14 protein-coding genes are annotated in these 15,221 nt (G+C 72.6%); 7 read left to right on the forward strand and 7 right to left on the reverse strand.

Going from position 1 to position 15,221, the window contains the following annotated elements:
- Nucleotides 1-147: 147 nt before the first annotated feature.
- Complete coding sequence (locus J0910_RS01445) at nucleotides 148-894, reverse strand: phosphatase PAP2 family protein (protein ID WP_420161862.1); 747 nt, start codon at nucleotides 892-894, stop codon at nucleotides 148-150.
- A gap of 657 nt (nucleotides 895-1,551) precedes the next feature.
- Here J0910_RS01445 and J0910_RS01450 point away from each other — a divergent pair.
- From J0910_RS01450 to J0910_RS01465, 4 genes are all read left to right on the forward strand, one after another.
- A complete protein-coding gene (locus J0910_RS01450; RefSeq protein ID WP_420156696.1) occupies nucleotides 1,552-2,229 on the forward strand; it encodes a GntR family transcriptional regulator in 678 nt (225 codons plus the stop codon).
- A gap of 384 nt (nucleotides 2,230-2,613) precedes the next feature.
- Entirely contained in the window at nucleotides 2,614-3,723 is a 1,110-nt protein-coding gene (pdhA, locus tag J0910_RS01455; protein WP_420156697.1) for a pyruvate dehydrogenase (acetyl-transferring) E1 component subunit alpha, read from the forward strand.
- Nucleotides 3,724-3,736: 13 nt separating this feature from the next.
- On the forward strand, nucleotides 3,737-4,735 hold the full coding sequence (locus tag J0910_RS01460; protein ID WP_420156698.1) for an alpha-ketoacid dehydrogenase subunit beta: 999 nt from the start codon (nucleotides 3,737-3,739) through the stop codon (nucleotides 4,733-4,735).
- Between the two features lie 11 nt (nucleotides 4,736-4,746).
- Nucleotides 4,747-6,033 (forward strand): dihydrolipoamide acetyltransferase family protein, encoded by a 1,287-nt coding sequence (locus tag J0910_RS01465; RefSeq protein ID WP_420156699.1) that lies wholly within the window; start codon nucleotides 4,747-4,749, stop codon nucleotides 6,031-6,033.
- Nucleotides 6,034-6,146: 113 nt separating this feature from the next.
- On the opposite strand, the gene J0910_RS01470 is transcribed toward J0910_RS01465, so the two are convergent.
- Nucleotides 6,147-7,049, reverse strand: a complete 903-nt coding sequence (locus J0910_RS01470) for a Gfo/Idh/MocA family protein (RefSeq protein WP_420156700.1) — start codon at nucleotides 7,047-7,049, stop codon at nucleotides 6,147-6,149.
- Nucleotides 7,050-7,206: 157 nt separating this feature from the next.
- Here J0910_RS01470 and J0910_RS01475 point away from each other — a divergent pair, with 157 nt between their 5' ends.
- Complete coding sequence (locus J0910_RS01475) at nucleotides 7,207-8,130, forward strand: DUF6891 domain-containing protein (RefSeq protein ID WP_420156701.1); 924 nt, start codon at nucleotides 7,207-7,209, stop codon at nucleotides 8,128-8,130.
- Here the strand turns inward: J0910_RS01475 and J0910_RS01480 are convergent.
- Nucleotides 8,099-8,689, reverse strand: a complete 591-nt coding sequence (locus tag J0910_RS01480; protein WP_420156702.1) for an NADAR family protein — start codon at nucleotides 8,687-8,689, stop codon at nucleotides 8,099-8,101. The genes J0910_RS01475 and J0910_RS01480 overlap by 32 nt on opposite strands.
- A gap of 185 nt (nucleotides 8,690-8,874) precedes the next feature.
- Here J0910_RS01480 and J0910_RS01485 point away from each other — a divergent pair, with 185 nt between their 5' ends.
- Nucleotides 8,875-10,662: a S9 family peptidase gene (locus J0910_RS01485; protein ID WP_420156703.1), complete on the forward strand. Its 1,788-nt coding sequence runs from the start codon at nucleotides 8,875-8,877 to the stop codon at nucleotides 10,660-10,662.
- A gap of 2 nt (nucleotides 10,663-10,664) precedes the next feature.
- Nucleotides 10,665-11,396 carry a GntR family transcriptional regulator gene (locus J0910_RS01490; RefSeq protein ID WP_420156704.1) on the forward strand — a complete coding sequence of 244 codons (732 nt, stop codon included), beginning with the start codon at nucleotides 10,665-10,667 and terminating at the stop codon, nucleotides 11,394-11,396.
- A 73-nt stretch (nucleotides 11,397-11,469) separates the two neighbouring features.
- Here J0910_RS01490 and J0910_RS01495 read toward each other — a convergent pair whose 3' ends face one another.
- The 4 genes from J0910_RS01495 to J0910_RS01510 all read right to left on the reverse strand — a co-directional run bounded on the left by J0910_RS01495 (nucleotide 11,470) and on the right by J0910_RS01510 (nucleotide 15,057).
- Nucleotides 11,470-12,534, reverse strand: coding sequence for an aspartate-semialdehyde dehydrogenase (locus tag J0910_RS01495; RefSeq protein WP_420156705.1), 1,065 nt, complete (start codon nucleotides 12,532-12,534; stop codon nucleotides 11,470-11,472).
- The gene (locus J0910_RS01500; RefSeq protein ID WP_420156706.1) at nucleotides 12,531-13,802 is read right to left on the reverse strand and encodes an aspartate kinase; all 1,272 of its coding nucleotides are present in this window, start codon (nucleotides 13,800-13,802) and stop codon (nucleotides 12,531-12,533) included. The genes J0910_RS01495 and J0910_RS01500 overlap by 4 nt, the downstream gene beginning before the upstream one ends.
- Nucleotides 13,803-14,020: 218 nt before the next feature.
- Entirely contained in the window at nucleotides 14,021-14,620 is a 600-nt protein-coding gene (gene recR / locus J0910_RS01505) for a recombination mediator RecR (protein ID WP_420156707.1), read from the reverse strand.
- An 86-nt stretch (nucleotides 14,621-14,706) separates the two neighbouring features.
- Nucleotides 14,707-15,057: a YbaB/EbfC family nucleoid-associated protein gene (locus J0910_RS01510; RefSeq protein WP_420156708.1), complete on the reverse strand. Its 351-nt coding sequence runs from the start codon at nucleotides 15,055-15,057 to the stop codon at nucleotides 14,707-14,709.
- Between the last annotated feature and the right edge of the window lie 164 nt (nucleotides 15,058-15,221).

Genomic DNA, 15,221 nt, shown 5'->3' on the forward strand with positions numbered 1-15,221 from the left:
CAGGTCCGGTCCTGCCGGGACCGGAACGGCCGATGGTAGCCGTTCCCCGCGCGTTCCGCCCGGCGCCCGGCCCCGAAGAGGGTCATACCGCAGCGGCCCCCGGATAACCCCGGATCGGCGCTCCGGTACCGGGCCTCCGCGGCGGGCTCAGGCGACCTCGGCCCGGGCCGGTCCGTCGCCGTCGCCGGATTCGGAGGCGGGCGGGTCGGCGCTCCAGAAGCTGCCGCCGTACCAGGGCCACCACATGGTGGTGCGCCCGCCGGGGATGAGCGCGTCCAGGCGCATCACGATCCGCAGCGACAGGCCGCCGGCGATCATCCCGGTGGCCAGGTCGGTGAACCAGTGGAAGTGCAGGTAGGTGGAGACCAGCGACTGCAGGATCGCGATGCCGACGATGCAGTAGCCCAGCCGGCGCACGATGTGCGGGCGGGCCGCCCTGTACCGGATGATCAGGAACAGCACCAGGCCGTAGATGAGGATGGCGTTGGCGCCGTGCCCGGAGGGGAAGGAGACGCCGCCGGCGTCGCCGAAGAACGCGGGGTCGCCGGTGCGCGGGTGGTTCCGGGCGAGCAGCAGCTTCATCGACGCGACCAGGCCCATCATGCCGACCACGCCGACGCCGCCGAGGATGATCGGCCGCCAGGACCGGTGCCAGTAGGCGAGCTGGAGCGCGGTCACCGCGAGCACCGGGATCGCCACGAACCGGGAGGCGACGGTGTCCGGCCAGATGATGAGGAAGGTGCGGAGCTCGTCCCAGTACGGCCGGGGTGCGTTGTTGATCAGATTGTCGATAGGGTGCAACGGGCCGGCTGAGAGCATCGTCATGGTGATGAGGAGCACGGCCATCACGATGGCGATCTTGTCCGACGCGATCCCCCAGGCGATCTCGCTCACACTGGGCCACGTCACGCGCGGTGCGCCCGATCCCCGCGAGATCCTCGCGGGCAGGCGGGGAACCGCGTCCAGGACGCGCAGCGGTCTATGGGGAGAGGGTGTCGAACCGCCCGTACTCGGCGACGGGGTCGACCTGATCCGCGATATGTGCATCATGTGTGCTCAGTGCTGTCTCACGTTTCGTGGGCTGGCCTGCGGCACTGCTGTGCTTTCGGGGGGACGGGCTCGCCGCTCGGACTGGGCTCGGCAGGGGCTCGGGGTCGGGGAGTACGGGGGCGCGAGGTCAGAGCGCCCGGGCCGCCGGGAGGGCCGCCTCGGTCACCGCCGCGGTCAGGGGGCGCGCGGTGCACCGGGGCCGTCTCGGCCCGCAGGGGGCGGGGCCGGTCGGCTGCCGGTCCGGGGCCATCGGTCCACGGTACCCGGCTTTGATCGAACATTTCCGACAGGAGAGCATAGCGCTCCGCCGCGTCACGGCACCCGACGCCCTGTTGAATACGATCGTCCCAACCTCGTACTTTGCCGTGCGGTCAGCGAGTCCGCAGGTGAAGTTCACCTGCAGGCACCCCTGCCGTGCGCGTTCGGCCGGCCGGGAGCGACCGGTTGCGGCCGCTCGGCCCGGTGTGCACCGCGCCCGTCCTTCGAGCAGAAAGGCCGTTGATGGTCGACCGATCCGTGACCCCGGACGACGGGGCGGAGATCGCCCGTAACCCGCTGCGGGAGCAGATCCGCCGCGTCCTGGTGGAGGGTCTGCTGTCCGGCCGCTGGAAGCCCGGCGAGCGGATCGTCGAGCGCCGGATCGCCGTGGAGCTCAACGTCAGCCAGGCGCCGGTGCGCGAGGCCCTGCGCGAGCTGGAGACGCTCCGGCTGATCGAGTCGGTCCCGAACAAGGGGGCCCGGGTGCGCGAGTTCGGTGTCGCGGACATGGCGGAGATCTATCCCGTCCGGGCCGGTCTCGAACGCGTCGCCGCCGAACTCGCCGCCGAACGGCTGGCCGCCGACCCCGCCCCGCTGCTCCGCGAGGTGGACGCGCTGCGCCGGGCGACCGCCGCCGGGGACGTGGAAGAGCAGATCAAGCACAGTGTGGAGTTCCACCGCGAGATCGTGCTCGCGGCCCGCAACGGGGTGCTGATGCACACCTGGGAGTCGCTGGGCGTGGAGGTGTGGACCCGCCTCTCGGTCCGCTGGCTCAATATGGAGCTGCACGCCAAGGCCGCCGACCACGCCCAGATCACCGAGGCGTTCATCGCCCGCGACCCCGCGGTCGGCCGGATGCTCAGTGACCATGTGCACAACTACGTGGACGCGGCCATGAAGTCCCGCACCGCCGAGCACTGAGCGCCCGGCACCGGCCCGACGCCGCGGCGTCGGACAAGGTTGCGGCAGGTTTCTCCGGACATTTCACTTAGGGTCGGATTGATCGATCATCGATCAATCCGTAGAGTGTGCGCGATACAACATCACAGGCACCCGCCCCGCGGGACCCCGCACCGGTTTCCTCCTCCGGCGAACGGGGCCGAGGCATGTCCGCGGCCGCGCGGGGAACCGAGCTGTACAGACGGCTCGGACCACAACTTCACACCAGCCACCGAGCGCCGAGCCGTTGAGCCCGGCCCCGCGCTCTGCGCCCTGGTCCACGTCCCACAGCGGGCCACGGCAGCGGACCCGGAGGGCCGAAACCGCCCGCCCCGGGACCGATCCCGCACGTAGAAAGGCACGAGCATGGCTGACACGGCCAAGCCGAAGGGCGGCGGCACCGCCAGGAGCACGGGCGGCCGCCGGCGGAGCCGCAAGGGCGACGCGCCCCTCACCGACGAGCAGCCCAAGGTCCTCCTCGACTACTACCGGCAGATGCTGCTCATCCGCCGCTTCGAGGAGCGCACCTCCCAGGCCTACACCCAGGCCCGCATCGGCGGCTACTGCCACCTCAACCTGGGCGAAGAGGCCACCGTCGTGGGGCTGATGACCGCCCTCAAGGACGAGGACTACCTCTTCACCAACTACCGCGACCACGGCTACGCGATCGGCAAGGGCATGAGCCCCCGCCGGGTGATGGCCGAGCTCTACGGGCGCTCCACCGGCGTGTCCAGGGGCTGGGGCGGGTCCATGCACATGTACGACACCGAGACCCGGATGCTCGGCGGGTACGGCATCGTCGGCGGCCAGCTGCCGCTGGCCACCGGCGCCGCGCTCGCGGTGTCCTACCGGGGCGGCGACGAGGTCGTGATGTGCCAGATGGGCGACGGCACCACCAACATCGGCGCCTGGCACGAGTCGCTGAACATCGCGGCGCTGTGGAACCTGCCCATCGTCTTCGTGGTGATCAACAACTTCACCGGCATGGGCACCACGGTCGAGATGTCCTCCGCCGAGCCCGAGCTGCACAAGCGCGGCTCCGCGTTCCGCATCGAGGGCGTCCGGGTGGACGGCCGCGACGTGCTCGCGGTCCGCGACGCCGCCGCCGACCTGGTCGAGCGCGCCCGCTCCGAGCAGCGCCCCTTCCTGCTGGAGGCCACCAGCTACCGGATGAAGGGCCACTCCGTGGTGGACCCGGCGAAGTACCGCACCGAAGAGCAGTGGGCCGAGGCCAAGGACGACCAGAACGACCCGCTCGTGCTGTTCCGCGCCCGGCTGACCGAGGCCGGCGTGCTCACCGAGGAGCTCGACTCCGAGATCGCCGAGTCGGTCAAGGCCGAGGTGGCCGACGCCGCCGACTTCGCCGAGAACAGCCCGCACCCCGAGGTGTCCACGCTGTTCGACTACACCTACGCCACCCCCGTGGCGAACGAGTCGCGCCGCATGCCCGCCGACCCGGTTTTCGCCGAGCAGTAGAAGGAGCGGGTTCATGTCTGTCATCACCTACCGCCAGGCCCTGCGGGACACGCTCCGCGCCGAGATGCTCCGCGACGACGACGTCTTCGTGATGGGCGAGGAGATCGGCGTCTTCGAGGGGTCCTACAAGATCACCGAAGGCCTGCTCAAGGAGTTCGGCGAGAAGCGGGTCCGGGACACCCCGATCGCCGAGGAGGGCTTCGTCGGCGCCGCCATCGGCGCCGCCATGCTGGGCCTGCGGCCGGTCGTCGAGCTCATGACGATCAACTTCTCGCTGATCGCCATCGACCAGATCGTCAACCACGCCGCCAAGATCTACGGCATGTTCGGCGGCCAGACCAGCGTCCCCATGGTCATCCGCACCCCCGGCGGCGGCGGCCAGCAGCTCGGCGCGACCCACTCGCAGAACATCGAGCTGTACTACTCCTTCGTCCCCGGCCTGAAGGTGCTCGCCCCGAGCACCCCGGCCGACGCCGCGTCCATGCTGCGCGCGGCCGTCCGGGACGACGACCCGGTGCTCTTCCTGGAGAACCTGGGCCTGTACAACACCAAGGGCGAGGTCCCCGAGGGCGACGAGAGCGTCGCCGAGATCGGCCGCGCCGCGGTGACCCGCGAGGGCACCGACATCACGCTGATCGGCTACTCCCGGATGGCCATGGTCGCCGGCCAGGTCGCCGAGCGCCTCGCCGAGGAGGGCATCAGCGTGGAGGTCGTCGACCTGCGCAGCCTGCGCCCCCTGGACCGGGAGACGGTCGTCGAGTCGGTCCGCAAGACCAACTCCGCCGTCATCTGCGAGGACGACTGGCTCACCTACGGCATCGGCGCCGAGATCGCCGCCTCCATCCAGGAGGGCGCGTTCGACTACCTGGACGCGCCGGTCCGCCGGGTGGCCATGGCCGAGGTGCCGATGCCCTACGCCAAACCGCTGGAGACCGCGGCGCTTCCGTCGATCGACTCGATCACCGCAGCCGTGAAGGAGACCCTGGACGCCGTCGGCCGGCGCGTGGGTTAGGGGGAGTACACATGTCCGAGATCTACATGCCGCGCCTCTCCGACACCATGGAGGAAGGCGTCATCAGCTCCTGGGTCAAGAAGGTCGGCGACAAGGTCGCCTCCGGCGACGTGCTGGTCGAGATCGAGACCGACAAGGCCGTCATGGAGTACGAGGCCTACGAGGACGGCTACCTGGTCAAGCAGGCCGCCTCCGAGGGCGAGACGGTACCCATCGGCGCGGTGATCGGCTTCATCGGGGACAGCCCCGACGCCGTGCCGGACGACTCCGGCTCCGGCTCCGCCGCCCCCGCCGAGGAGAAGGCCGAGGAGAAGGCGGAGCAGCCCGCCGAGGAGGAGAAGCCCGCCGCGGCCCCCTCCGCCCCCGCGGCCGCCCCGGCCGAGGGCGAGCAGGCGGCCCGCCCGCGCACCTCCCCGCTGGCCCGCCGGCTGGCCAAGGAGTACGGCCTGGACATCGAGAAGATCCAGGGCAGCGGCCCCAAGGGCCGGGTGGTCCGGGCCGACATCGAGGCCGCCCGCGAGCAGGGCACCGCCGCCGCTCCGGCCGCCGCCCCGGCGGCCCAGGCCCCCGCGGCCGCCGCTCCCGCCGCCTCCTCCGCCGACGACCTGCGCGCCTCCGAGGAGCTCAAGGTCACCCAGATGCGCAAGACCATCGCGCGCCGGATGGTGGAGTCCAAGCAGGAGGCCCCGCACTTCTACCTGCGCCGCACGATCGACGCGGAGGAGCTCAAGGCCTTCCGGGCGCAGATCAACGCCCAGCTCGCCGAGACCGGCGTCAAGATCAGCTTCAACGACCTGATCGTCAAGGCCGCCGCCACCACCCTCAAGGCGCACCCCGAGGTCAACCGGTCCTGGGTGGACGGCAAGCTGTTCCAGCACCACCGGATCAACGTCGGCGTCGCGGTCGCGATCGACGAGGGCCTGGTCGTCCCGGTCCTGCACGACACGGACAAGGCGACCCTCTCCGACATCTCCTCCTCCACCCGCGAGCTGGCGGGCAAGGCCCGGGACGGCAAGCTCAAGCCGCAGGACATGAGCGGCGGCACGTTCAGCGTCAGCAACCTGGGCATGTTCGGCATCGACAGCTTCTCCGCGGTGATCAACTCCCCGGAGCCGGCGATCCTCGCGGTGGGCGCGATGAAGCCCACCGCGGTGGTGCACGACGGCGAGCTCGCCGTGCGCAACACCATCGCCCTGGAGCTCTCGGTGGACCACCGCGCCGTCGACGGGGCCGTCGGCGCGGCGTTCCTCAAGGACCTGGCCGAGGTCCTGGAGAACCCGATGCGGATCATCCTCTAGCAGCGGATTCCCCGTCAGCGGGGCGCCCCGGCCGTCTCCCGGCCGGGGCGCCCCGCCCGTTTCCCCCGGCTGCCGGGGCCGCCGGTTCCACGTGAAACATCGGGGCGGAGGGCTCAGATCTCCGCCTCCGCCTCCTCCGTGATCCGCTCGCACAGCTGGTGGGTGCGGAGCGCGTCCCGGACGTCCAGCGGCGCACCGGTCCGCACCGCCTCCAGGAACGCGGTGCAGATCTGCTCGATGCCGCGCTGCCGGGCCACCGGGGTCCAGTCACCGCGCCGGGTGACGCGCAGGTCGCCCTCGTAGGAGACGGTCTCGGCGAGTCCGACCACGGTGAGCTTGCGCCCGCCGCCGGAGACCTCCAGCCGCTCCTCCTTCGCGCCGCTGGCCCGGTTCATCGCCCCGATCGAGGTCCAGCCGGGGCCGGCCAGCCGGAGCAGCACGTGCTCCAGGGCGCCGCCGGCCGTCCGCACGTCCACCGAGACCTGCTCCGGCTCCCCCGGGGCGAGGAAGCGCAGCGTGTCCACCACGTGGATGAAGTCGTCGAAGACCACCTCGCGCGGGGCGGCCGGGATGCCGGGCTGGTTCTTCTGCATGACCACCAGGTCCCGCGGGTGCTCCCGGGCCGCGAGGTAGCCGGGCGCGTAGCGCCGGTTGAAGCCCGTCATCAGCGGGGTCCCGGTCCGCTCGGCGAGGGCCGCGATCCGCTCGGCGGCGGCCAGCTCCGGGGCGATCGGCTTGTCCACGTAGGCCGGAACGCCCGCCTCCAGCAGCCGCTCCAGGATCGGCCCGTGCGCGGCGGTGGCCGCGTGCACGAACGCCGCGTCCAGCCGGTTGCGCAGCAGCCCGTCCAGGTCGGTGAAGCAGCGCTCGTCCGGGATCCGGTAGGCGGCGGCGGTCTCGGCCAGCCGATCGGACGAGCGGGTCATGAGCCAGGGCTCCACGCCGGGGCGGACGGCGATGGTCGGCAGGTACGCCTTGCGGGCGATGTCGCCCAGGCCGATCACGGCTACTCTCATGCCGCGAACCTACCGCTCCGGCCTGCCGGCCCCCCGGCACGGCGGACCCGGAGGGCGCGATGACCGACCGGACCGGGTCCTTCCCCGCGGCGGCCGGGCCGGCCGCCCCCGGCCGCGCGGTGCGCGATCGTCGCAGCGGCACGGCATGATGTCCGCCATGGACGAGAAGGAGCTCTACCGGATCCCCCTGCCCGCCGTGCTGAAGCGGCACGGCTCGCGGGAGCCCGTCGAACGCCCGACCGCGGAGCAGCTGTCCGACGCCGTCGAAGCGGTCGGATCCTCCTTCCTCGACACCTGGCTGATCTGCTCCCCCCTGCCCGAGCGGGAGGAGGCCTCCGTCTCGGTGATGCGGAAGGCCGACGGCGGCTACATCCTGGAGACGCGGTACGGGCCGGGGAGCCGGGCCGACGAGGTGGAGATCCCCCCGGGCGACACGGCGACCGAGATCTTCCTGGAGCGGATCCGGTCCTGGGCGCCGGAGGAGGAGCGCGCCGCGATCCCGACCGCCGCCCCGCCGGACGTCCCGCTCGACCCGGACGTCCGCGCCTACGCCGAGCAGGTCGCGACGGACGCGGTCCGCGGCGGGTTCCTGGACTTCCCGGAGGCCGTGGACGAGATCGTGGACTCGGCCGAGCACGACCGGCCGGTCGCCCCGGTGCAGGCCCGGCGGCTGCTCCAGCCGATCTGGGAGGCCCGCGCCGCCGAGCAGGAGCAGTGGTCCGGCACCTCGGACAACGACCGGCTGGACGCCGCCTTCGCCGCGCTGGAGGCCGGCGGCATCACCGCCCGGCAGAACTTCTCCTGCTGCCGCAGGTGCGGGACGGGCGAGATCGGCGACGAGCGGAAGGAGGGCGACCGCGGCTTCGTCTTCTACCACTCCCAGGACACCGACGCCGCGTCCGCCGGCCACGGGCTGCACCTGGCCTACGGCGGCTTCGACGGCTCGGAGGAGACCACCGCCGCCGTCGGCCGGGAGGTGGCCGCCGCGCTGGCCGAGGCCGGCCTGGAACCGGACTGGAACGGCAGCCCCTCCAAGCGGATCCTGGTGCCTATGGAGTGGCGGCGCCCGCTTCCGGCGTGAGCCCCCCGGCCGCGAGCCGCGCCCGGGCCGCCATCAGCGCGAACCCCAGCAGGTTCGCGCCGCGCCACCGGGCCGGGTCGGCGGCCCGCTCGTCGTCGGCGGCCAGCCCGATGCCCCAGATCCGGTCCAGCGGGCTGGCCTCCACCAGCACCCGGCCCCCGGTCCCGACCAGGTAGCCGCCGATCTCCGGGTTCTGCCCGAACTTGTGCACCGACCCCTCGACCACCAGCCCGAACCGGTGCTCGCGCCAGCGCTCCTCGTCGAAGCCGCGGACCTCGCGCCCGGCGTTCTTCGCCTCGGCCGGGGAGGACGCGGCCAGCACCCGGTCCAGCGCGCGCCCGTCATCGAAGAGCCGGGCCTTGCCGGCCATCATCCAGTGCTCGGCGGAGCGGTACCCCGTCCCGTCCACCGTGAAGTCCGCCGGCCACCACTGGCTCAGGCAGCCGGGGCCGGGGGCGCCGTCCCGGCGCGGCCGGTGCCCCCAGAAGAACAGGTACTTCCACCGCTCGCCGCGCTCGATCGCGGCGATCAGCTCCTCCGCCGACGCCGGTTCCGCCATGGGTCCGCTCCTCTCCGCTCCGCGCTCCCACCGGGCCCCGCCGGGCCGCCGCCGCGGCACCGCCCGGCGCCCCGGCCGCGCCCTCCCCACCAGGTCGGCGGGGATGTGCCGATTCGACCGGGAGTGGTCAAGGCGACTCATCGATTCGGCCCCGCCCGCCCGTACTCCGCTGCTTTACTGGAAGCATGGGCGAGCGTTGGCAGGATCGCTTCCGAGCGGGCAGGATCAGTCTTCCCTCCTGGGCCGAGAAGGCCCCCGACCACTCCCTCTACCGCAGCAATTCCAGCGGCACCTGGGAGCTCTACACCTGGGACCGCGGCACCGGCGAGCAGCGCCAGGCCACCAAGCGGCACCACGGTACCGAGGCCGGCGCCCTCGACCCCACCGGGGCCTGGCTGTGGTGGTTCGCCGACACCGACGGCGACGAGTTCGGCGTCTGGCGGCGGCAGCCCTTCGGCGGCGGCCCGGACGAGGAGGCCGCCCCCGGCCTCGCCCCCTCCTACATCGGCGGACTCGCCCTGGGCACCTCCTGCTCCCTGATCGGGCGCTCCACCGACGACGGCTTCAGCGTCCACCTGGTCCGCCCCGGCACCCCGCCGGCCGTGCTCTACACCCACCGCGAGGAGGGCTTCCTCGCCGACATGTCCGATGACGAGGCCTGCTTCGCCATCGGGCACAGCGAGCACGGCGACTCCCGGCACATGGCCGTGCGGGTCTACCGGATCGGCGGCGACACCGCCGAGCCCGTCGCCGAGCTCTGGGACGGCCCCGGCAAGGACCTCACCCCGGTCGCCTTCCAGCCCGGCGGGCACCGGCTGCTGGTGCTGCACGAGCGCCGCGGCCGGACCGAGCCCCTGCTGTGGGACCCGCACACCGGCGAGCAGCACGAGATCGACCTGGGCCTGCCCGGGGAGCTGTCCGCCGGGTGGACCCCGGACGGCCGCTCGCTGCTGGTCTCCGCCGACCACCGCGCCCGCTCCACCCTGCACCTGCACGACCTGGAGACCGGCCGGACCGAGCGGCTGGACACCCCGCCCGGCGTGGTGGCGGCGGCCGCGGCCCGCCCCGACGGCACCGTGGAGTACTCCTGGTCCAGCTCGGAGCTGCCCCCGGTGGTGCGCAGCACCGCCGGGCACGTGGTGCTCTCCCCGCCGGGGGCCGCCGCCCCGCCGTCGGTCCCGGTGATCGACGCCGAGGTGGAGGGCCCGGGCGGCCCGGTGCACACCCTGGTCTCGGTGCCGGAGGGGGGCGAGGCCCCCTACCCCACCGTGTTCCTGGTGCACGGCGGGCCGCAGGCGCAGGACTTCGACTCCTTCTCCTCCGACGTCGCCGCCTGGGTCGACCACGGGTTCGCCGTGGTGCGGGCCAACTACCGCGGCTCCACCGGCTACGGCAGCGCCTGGCGGGACGCCCTGGAGCGGCGGGTCGGCCTCACCGAGCTGGAGGACGTCACCGCGGTGCGCGACTGGGCGGTCCGCACCGGCCTGGCCGACCCGGACCGCCTGGTGCTGGAGGGCGGCTCCTGGGGCGGCTACCTGACCCTGCTCGGCCTGGGCACCCGCCCGCAGGACTGGACGCTGGGCATCGCCGCGGTGCCCATCGCCGACTACACCGCCGCCTACGCCGACGAGATGGAGGCGCTGCGCGCCTTCGACCGCTCCATGTTCGGCGGCTCCCCGGACGAGGTGCCCGAGCTCTACGCGCGCTCCTCGCCGATCAGCTACGTGCAGGACGTGGCGGCGCCGGTGCTCATCCTCGCCGGGGAGAACGACCCGCGCTGCCCGATCCGGCAGATCGACCGCTACATCGACCGGCTGCGCGAACTGGGCAAGCCGCACGAGGTGTACCGGTTCGACGCCGGGCACGGCTCCTTCGTGGTGGAGGAGCGGATCCGGCACATGGCGGCCGAGCTGGACTTCGCGCTGAGAAACCTCGGCATGGCCAAGGAGGCGCACGCTCCGGGGACCGCTTAGCCGTGCCCGGGCAACCGCGCTACCTGTGGCTCGCCGAGCTGCTGCGCGGGCCGATCCTCACCGGTGAGCTCGGGCCCGGCAGCCGGCTGCCGTCCCGGTCCCGGCTGGCCCGCACGCACGGCGTCAGCGAGCAGGTGTCCCGGCACGCGCTCCGGCTGCTGGTCAGCGAGGGCCTGGTGGAGGCGCGCCCCGGCTCCGGCTACTTCGTCCGTCCGGTGCCGGCCGTGCACCGCTTCTCCCGCACCGACCGGGCGTCGGGGTCGGGGGTGGACCCGCTGCGCACCGGCGAGGCGGAGATCGCCACCGTGCAGGCGGACAACGGGGTGGCCCGGCGGCTGGCGCTGCGCGACGGCGAGGCGGTGTTCCGCAGCCGCCGCCTGGGCACCTCCGACGGCCGGCCGATCGCGCTGCACACCGCCTGGGAGCCGGCCCGGCTGACCGCCGGGACGCTGCGCACCCCCGCCGACGCCGACCCCGGCACCGGGGTGCTGGACCGGCTGACCGCCGCCGGGATCGGCATCGACCGGGTGGTGGAGGAGGTCGGGGTCCGCCCGCTGCGCGAGCCCGAGGCGGCCGCGCTCGGGCTCGCCCCGGGGCTCCCCGTGCTGGTGGTGGAGCGCACCCACTTCAGCGGCCGCCGCCCGGTGGAGACCTCCGACCTGGTCGGCTCCACCGAGCACTGCCGCCTGGTGTACCGGCTCAGCCTGGCCCGCCCGCAGCGCCGCCGCCCCTGAGGCGGCCGCGCTCCGGACGCGGAAGAGCCCCGCCGGGCCGCGGCCCGGCGGGGCTCCGCCCGGTGCCGGCGGGTCAGCCCTGGGTGAACTCCGCGGCGACGACCTCGGCGATCTGCGCGGTGTTCAGCGCGGCGCCCTTGCGCAGGTTGTCCCCGCACAGGAAGAGGTCGAGGGAGTTCGGGTCGTCGATGGAGCGGCGGATCCGGCCGACCCAGGTCGGGTCGGTGCCCACCACGTCCGCCGGGGTGGGGAACTCCCCGTTGGCCGGGTCGTCCTGGACCACCACGCCGGGGGCCGAGGCCAGCAGCTCGCGGGCCTTGGCGGCGTCCACCTCCTGGGCGAAGGTGGCGTGCACGGTCAGCGCGTGCGTGGTGACCACCGGGACGCGCACGCAGGTGGCGGCGACCCGCAGGTCCGGGTGGCCGAGGATCTTCCGCGACTCGTTGCGGACCTTCAGCTCCTCCGAGGAGTAGCCGTCCTCCTTCAGCGAGCCGGCCCACGGCACCACGTTCATCGCCAGCGGCGCCGGGAACGGGCCCAGCTCCTCGCCGACGGCGGCGCGGACGTCGCCCGCCCTGGTGCCCAGGGTGCGGTCGGCGGCGACCTTGCCGATCTGGTCGTGCAGCGTGTCGATGCCCTCCTGGCCGGCGCCGGAGGCGGCCTGGTAGGAGGAGACGACCAGGTCGGTCGCCCGGTAGGCGCGGTGCAGCGCCCCGATCGCCACGATCATCGAGAGCGTGGTGCAGTTCGGGTTGCTGATGATGCCGCGCGGCCGGTTGCGCACCTGGTCGGCGTTGACCTCCGGGACGACCAGCGGGACGTCGGGGTCCATCCGGAACGCGCCGGAGTTGTCCACCGCGACCGCGCCGCGGGCGGCGGCGACCGGCGCCCACTCCTTGGAGACCTCGTCCGGAACGTCGAACATGGCGACGTCCACCCCGTCGAAGACCTCCGGGGCCAGCGCCTGGACCTCGACCTCCTCGCCGCGCACGGTGAGCCGCTTGCCGGCCGACCGGGGCGAGGCGATCAGGCGGATCTCGCCCCAGACGTTCTCCCGGGTGGAGAGGATGTCGAGCATGACGGTGCCGACGGCGCCGGTGGCGCCCACGACGGCGAGGGTGGGGAGACGGTTGCTCATCGGCCGGTACCTCCGTAGACGACGGCCTCGACCTGGTCGGCGTCGAGCTGGAACTCGGTGTGCGCCGCCGCGACGGCGGAGTCGACCTGGTCTTCTTCAACGATGACGGAAATGCGGATCTCCGAGGTGGAGATCATTTCGATGTTGGTGCCCGACTTCGCGATCGCGTCGAAGAACCGCGAGGTCACACCCGGGTAGGAGCGCATGCCCGCGCCGATCAGCGAGACCTTGCCGACCTTGTCGTCGTAGCGCAGCGACTCGAAGCCGACCTTCTCCTGCACCTTCTTCAGCACCGACAGCGCGGTCTGGCCCGCGTCGGCGGGCGCGGTGAAGGAGATGTCCGTGCGCCCGGTGGCCGCGGCCGACACGTTCTGCACGATCATGTCGATGTTGATCTCGGCCTCGGCGAGGGCGTTGAAGATCGAGGCGGCCTCGCCGACCCGGTCCGGGACACCGACGACGGTGATCTTGGCTTCGCTGCGGTCGTGCGCGACGCCGGAGATGATCGGTTGTTCCATGCCTTCGCTTTCCTCGACTTCGGAGACGACCCAGGTTCCGGGCTTCTGACTGAAGGACGACCGCACGTGCAGCGGGATGTTGTACCGCCGGGCGTACTCGACGCAGCGCAGGTGCAGGATCTTGGTGCCGGAGGCGGCCATCTCCAGCATCTCCTCGTAGGAGATCTTGGGGATGCGCTGCGCGCTGGGCACGATGCGGGGGTCGGCGGTGAACACGCCGTCCACGTCGCTGTAGATCTCGCACGCGTCGGCGTCCAGCGCCGCGGCCAGCGCGACGGCGGTCGTGTCCGAACCGCCCCGGCCCAGCGTGGTGATGTCCTTGCTGTCCTGCGAGACGCCCTGGAAACCGGCCACGATGCAGATCGCGCCCTCGCCGAGCGCCTCCTGTATCCGGCCGGGCGTGACGTCGATGATCTTGGCGTTGCCGTGCAGCGACGTGGTGATGACACCGGCCTGGGAGCCGGTGAAGGAGCGGGCCTCGTAGCCGAGGTTCCCGATCGCCATCGCGACCAGGGCCATCGACATGCGCTCGCCGGCGGTCAGCAGCATGTCCAGTTCGCGGCCGGGGGGCAGCGGGGAGACCTGCTCGGCGAGGTCGAGGAGTTCGTCGGTGGTGTCGCCCATGGCAGAGACCACGACGACGACGTCATAACCCGCCTTTTTCTGGGCGACGATCCGCTGGGCTACCCGCTTGATGGCCTCCGCGTCGGCGACGGAAGAGCCACCGTACTTCTGCACGATCAAAGCCACGGTCGGCGCTCCTGAGGATTGGGAATCACGTTGATCAGATATGGAGTGTAGCTTTCGGCTGTCATCGAATGCCCTCCCACCTGGGCTTAAGGCATCAGCGGCAGCCCTTACCCGCTTCCGGGCGCGTTACTCGTGTTTCCGGCAAGTAACGCCGCCAACTCGGTCGATGCGGGTGCGGAACCGCCTGGTTCAGCGGCGGAACCGGATTTCGGTGTGAGTTAGAACTCCAGGCTCCGGCGGCCCTCGAAGGCCCGGCCGAGGGTGACCTCGTCGGCGTACTCCAGGTCGCCGCCGACCGGCAGACCGCTGGCCAGGCGGGTGACTTTCAGGCCCATGGGTTTGACCAGCCGGGCGAGGTAGGTCGCGGTGGCCTCGCCCTCCAGGTTGGGGTCGGTGGCCAGGATGAGCTCGGTGACCCGGCCGTCGGCCAGGCGCGCCATCAGCTCCTTGATCCGCAGGTCGTCCGGGCCGACCCCCTCGATCGGGCTGATCGCCCCGCCGAGCACGTGGTAGCGGCCGCGGAACTCCCGGGTGCGCTCGATCGCGACCACGTCCTTGGCCTCCTCCACGACGCACACCACCGCCTCGTCGCGGCGCGGGTCGCGGCAGATGCGGCACTCGCTCTCCTCGGCGACGTTGCCGCAGACCGAGCAGAACCGCACCCGCTCCTTGACCTCGACCAAGGCGCTCACCAGGCGTTTGACGTCGGCGGCCTCCGAGGCGAGCAGGTGGAACGCGATGCGCTGCGCACTTTTGGGACCGACGCCGGGCAGCCGCCCGAGCTCGTCGATCAGGTTCTGGACCGCGCCTTCGTACATCGCCTACCCACCCTGCCGGTACTCGCTCCCCTCACGATATCCGCAGACGGGCCGCCGCGGGGTCCCCCGGGGCGGCCCGCCCCGGATCACATTCCGGGCAGGCCCGGCATCCCGCCGCCGGCCCCGGGCATCCCGCCGAGGGCGTCGTTGAGCGGGCCCATCTTCTCCTGCTGGAGCCGCTCCACCGCCGCCTCGGCGTCCCGGATCGCCGCGAGCACCAGGTCCGCGATGGTCTGCGCGGTCTCCGCCGGGTCCTCGGCGTCCACCGCCCCCGCGTCGATGCTGATGTCCTCCACGCTGCCGCGCCCGCTCACGGTGACCTTGACCAGGCCGCCGCCCGAGGTCCCCTCGACCTGGGCCTCGTCCAGCTGCTGCTGCGCCTCCATGAGCTGCTGCTGCATCTGCTGAGCCTGCTGCAGCAGGGCCTGCATGTCCATTCCGCCGCCAGGGTTCACTTGCCCACATCTCCCTCAGGTCTCGTGCCGACTCTGCCGAGCGTAACCGCTCGCGGCCGCCGGGAGCCCTCGCTCCGGACCCCAGGGTTGGACGCGCCCGCGCGCGGGGACCATTAAGGCGGTGCCGCCGCCGCGGCCCGCGGTGC

It is taken from the genome of Nocardiopsis oceanisediminis (assembly GCF_048595525.1).
Classification (GTDB): Bacteria; Actinomycetota; Actinomycetes; order Streptosporangiales; family Streptosporangiaceae; genus Nocardiopsis_A; species Nocardiopsis_A oceanisediminis.

Bases quoted from the DNA above. Each gene is read 5' to 3' on its own strand.
- J0910_RS01480 (WP_420156702.1), bottom strand. From the start codon at position 8,689: ATGGCGGAACCGGCGTCGGCGGAGGAGCTGATCGCCGCGATCGAGCGC.
- pdhA (WP_420156697.1), top strand. From the start codon at position 2,614: ATGGCTGACACGGCCAAGCCGAAGGGCGGCGGCACCGCCAGGAGCACG.
- J0910_RS01510 (WP_420156708.1), bottom strand. From the start codon at position 15,057: ATGGACATGCAGGCCCTGCTGCAGCAGGCTCAGCAGATGCAGCAGCAG.
- J0910_RS01495 (WP_420156705.1), bottom strand. From the start codon at position 12,534: ATGAGCAACCGTCTCCCCACCCTCGCCGTCGTGGGCGCCACCGGCGCC.
- J0910_RS01465 (WP_420156699.1), top strand. From the start codon at position 4,747: ATGTCCGAGATCTACATGCCGCGCCTCTCCGACACCATGGAGGAAGGC.
- J0910_RS01450 (WP_420156696.1), top strand. From the start codon at position 1,552: ATGGTCGACCGATCCGTGACCCCGGACGACGGGGCGGAGATCGCCCGT.
- J0910_RS01485 (WP_420156703.1), top strand. From the start codon at position 8,875: ATGGGCGAGCGTTGGCAGGATCGCTTCCGAGCGGGCAGGATCAGTCTT.
- J0910_RS01460 (WP_420156698.1), top strand. From the start codon at position 3,737: ATGTCTGTCATCACCTACCGCCAGGCCCTGCGGGACACGCTCCGCGCC.
- recR (WP_420156707.1), bottom strand. From the start codon at position 14,620: ATGTACGAAGGCGCGGTCCAGAACCTGATCGACGAGCTCGGGCGGCTG.
- J0910_RS01470 (WP_420156700.1), bottom strand. From the start codon at position 7,049: ATGAGAGTAGCCGTGATCGGCCTGGGCGACATCGCCCGCAAGGCGTAC.
- J0910_RS01475 (WP_420156701.1), top strand. From the start codon at position 7,207: ATGGACGAGAAGGAGCTCTACCGGATCCCCCTGCCCGCCGTGCTGAAG.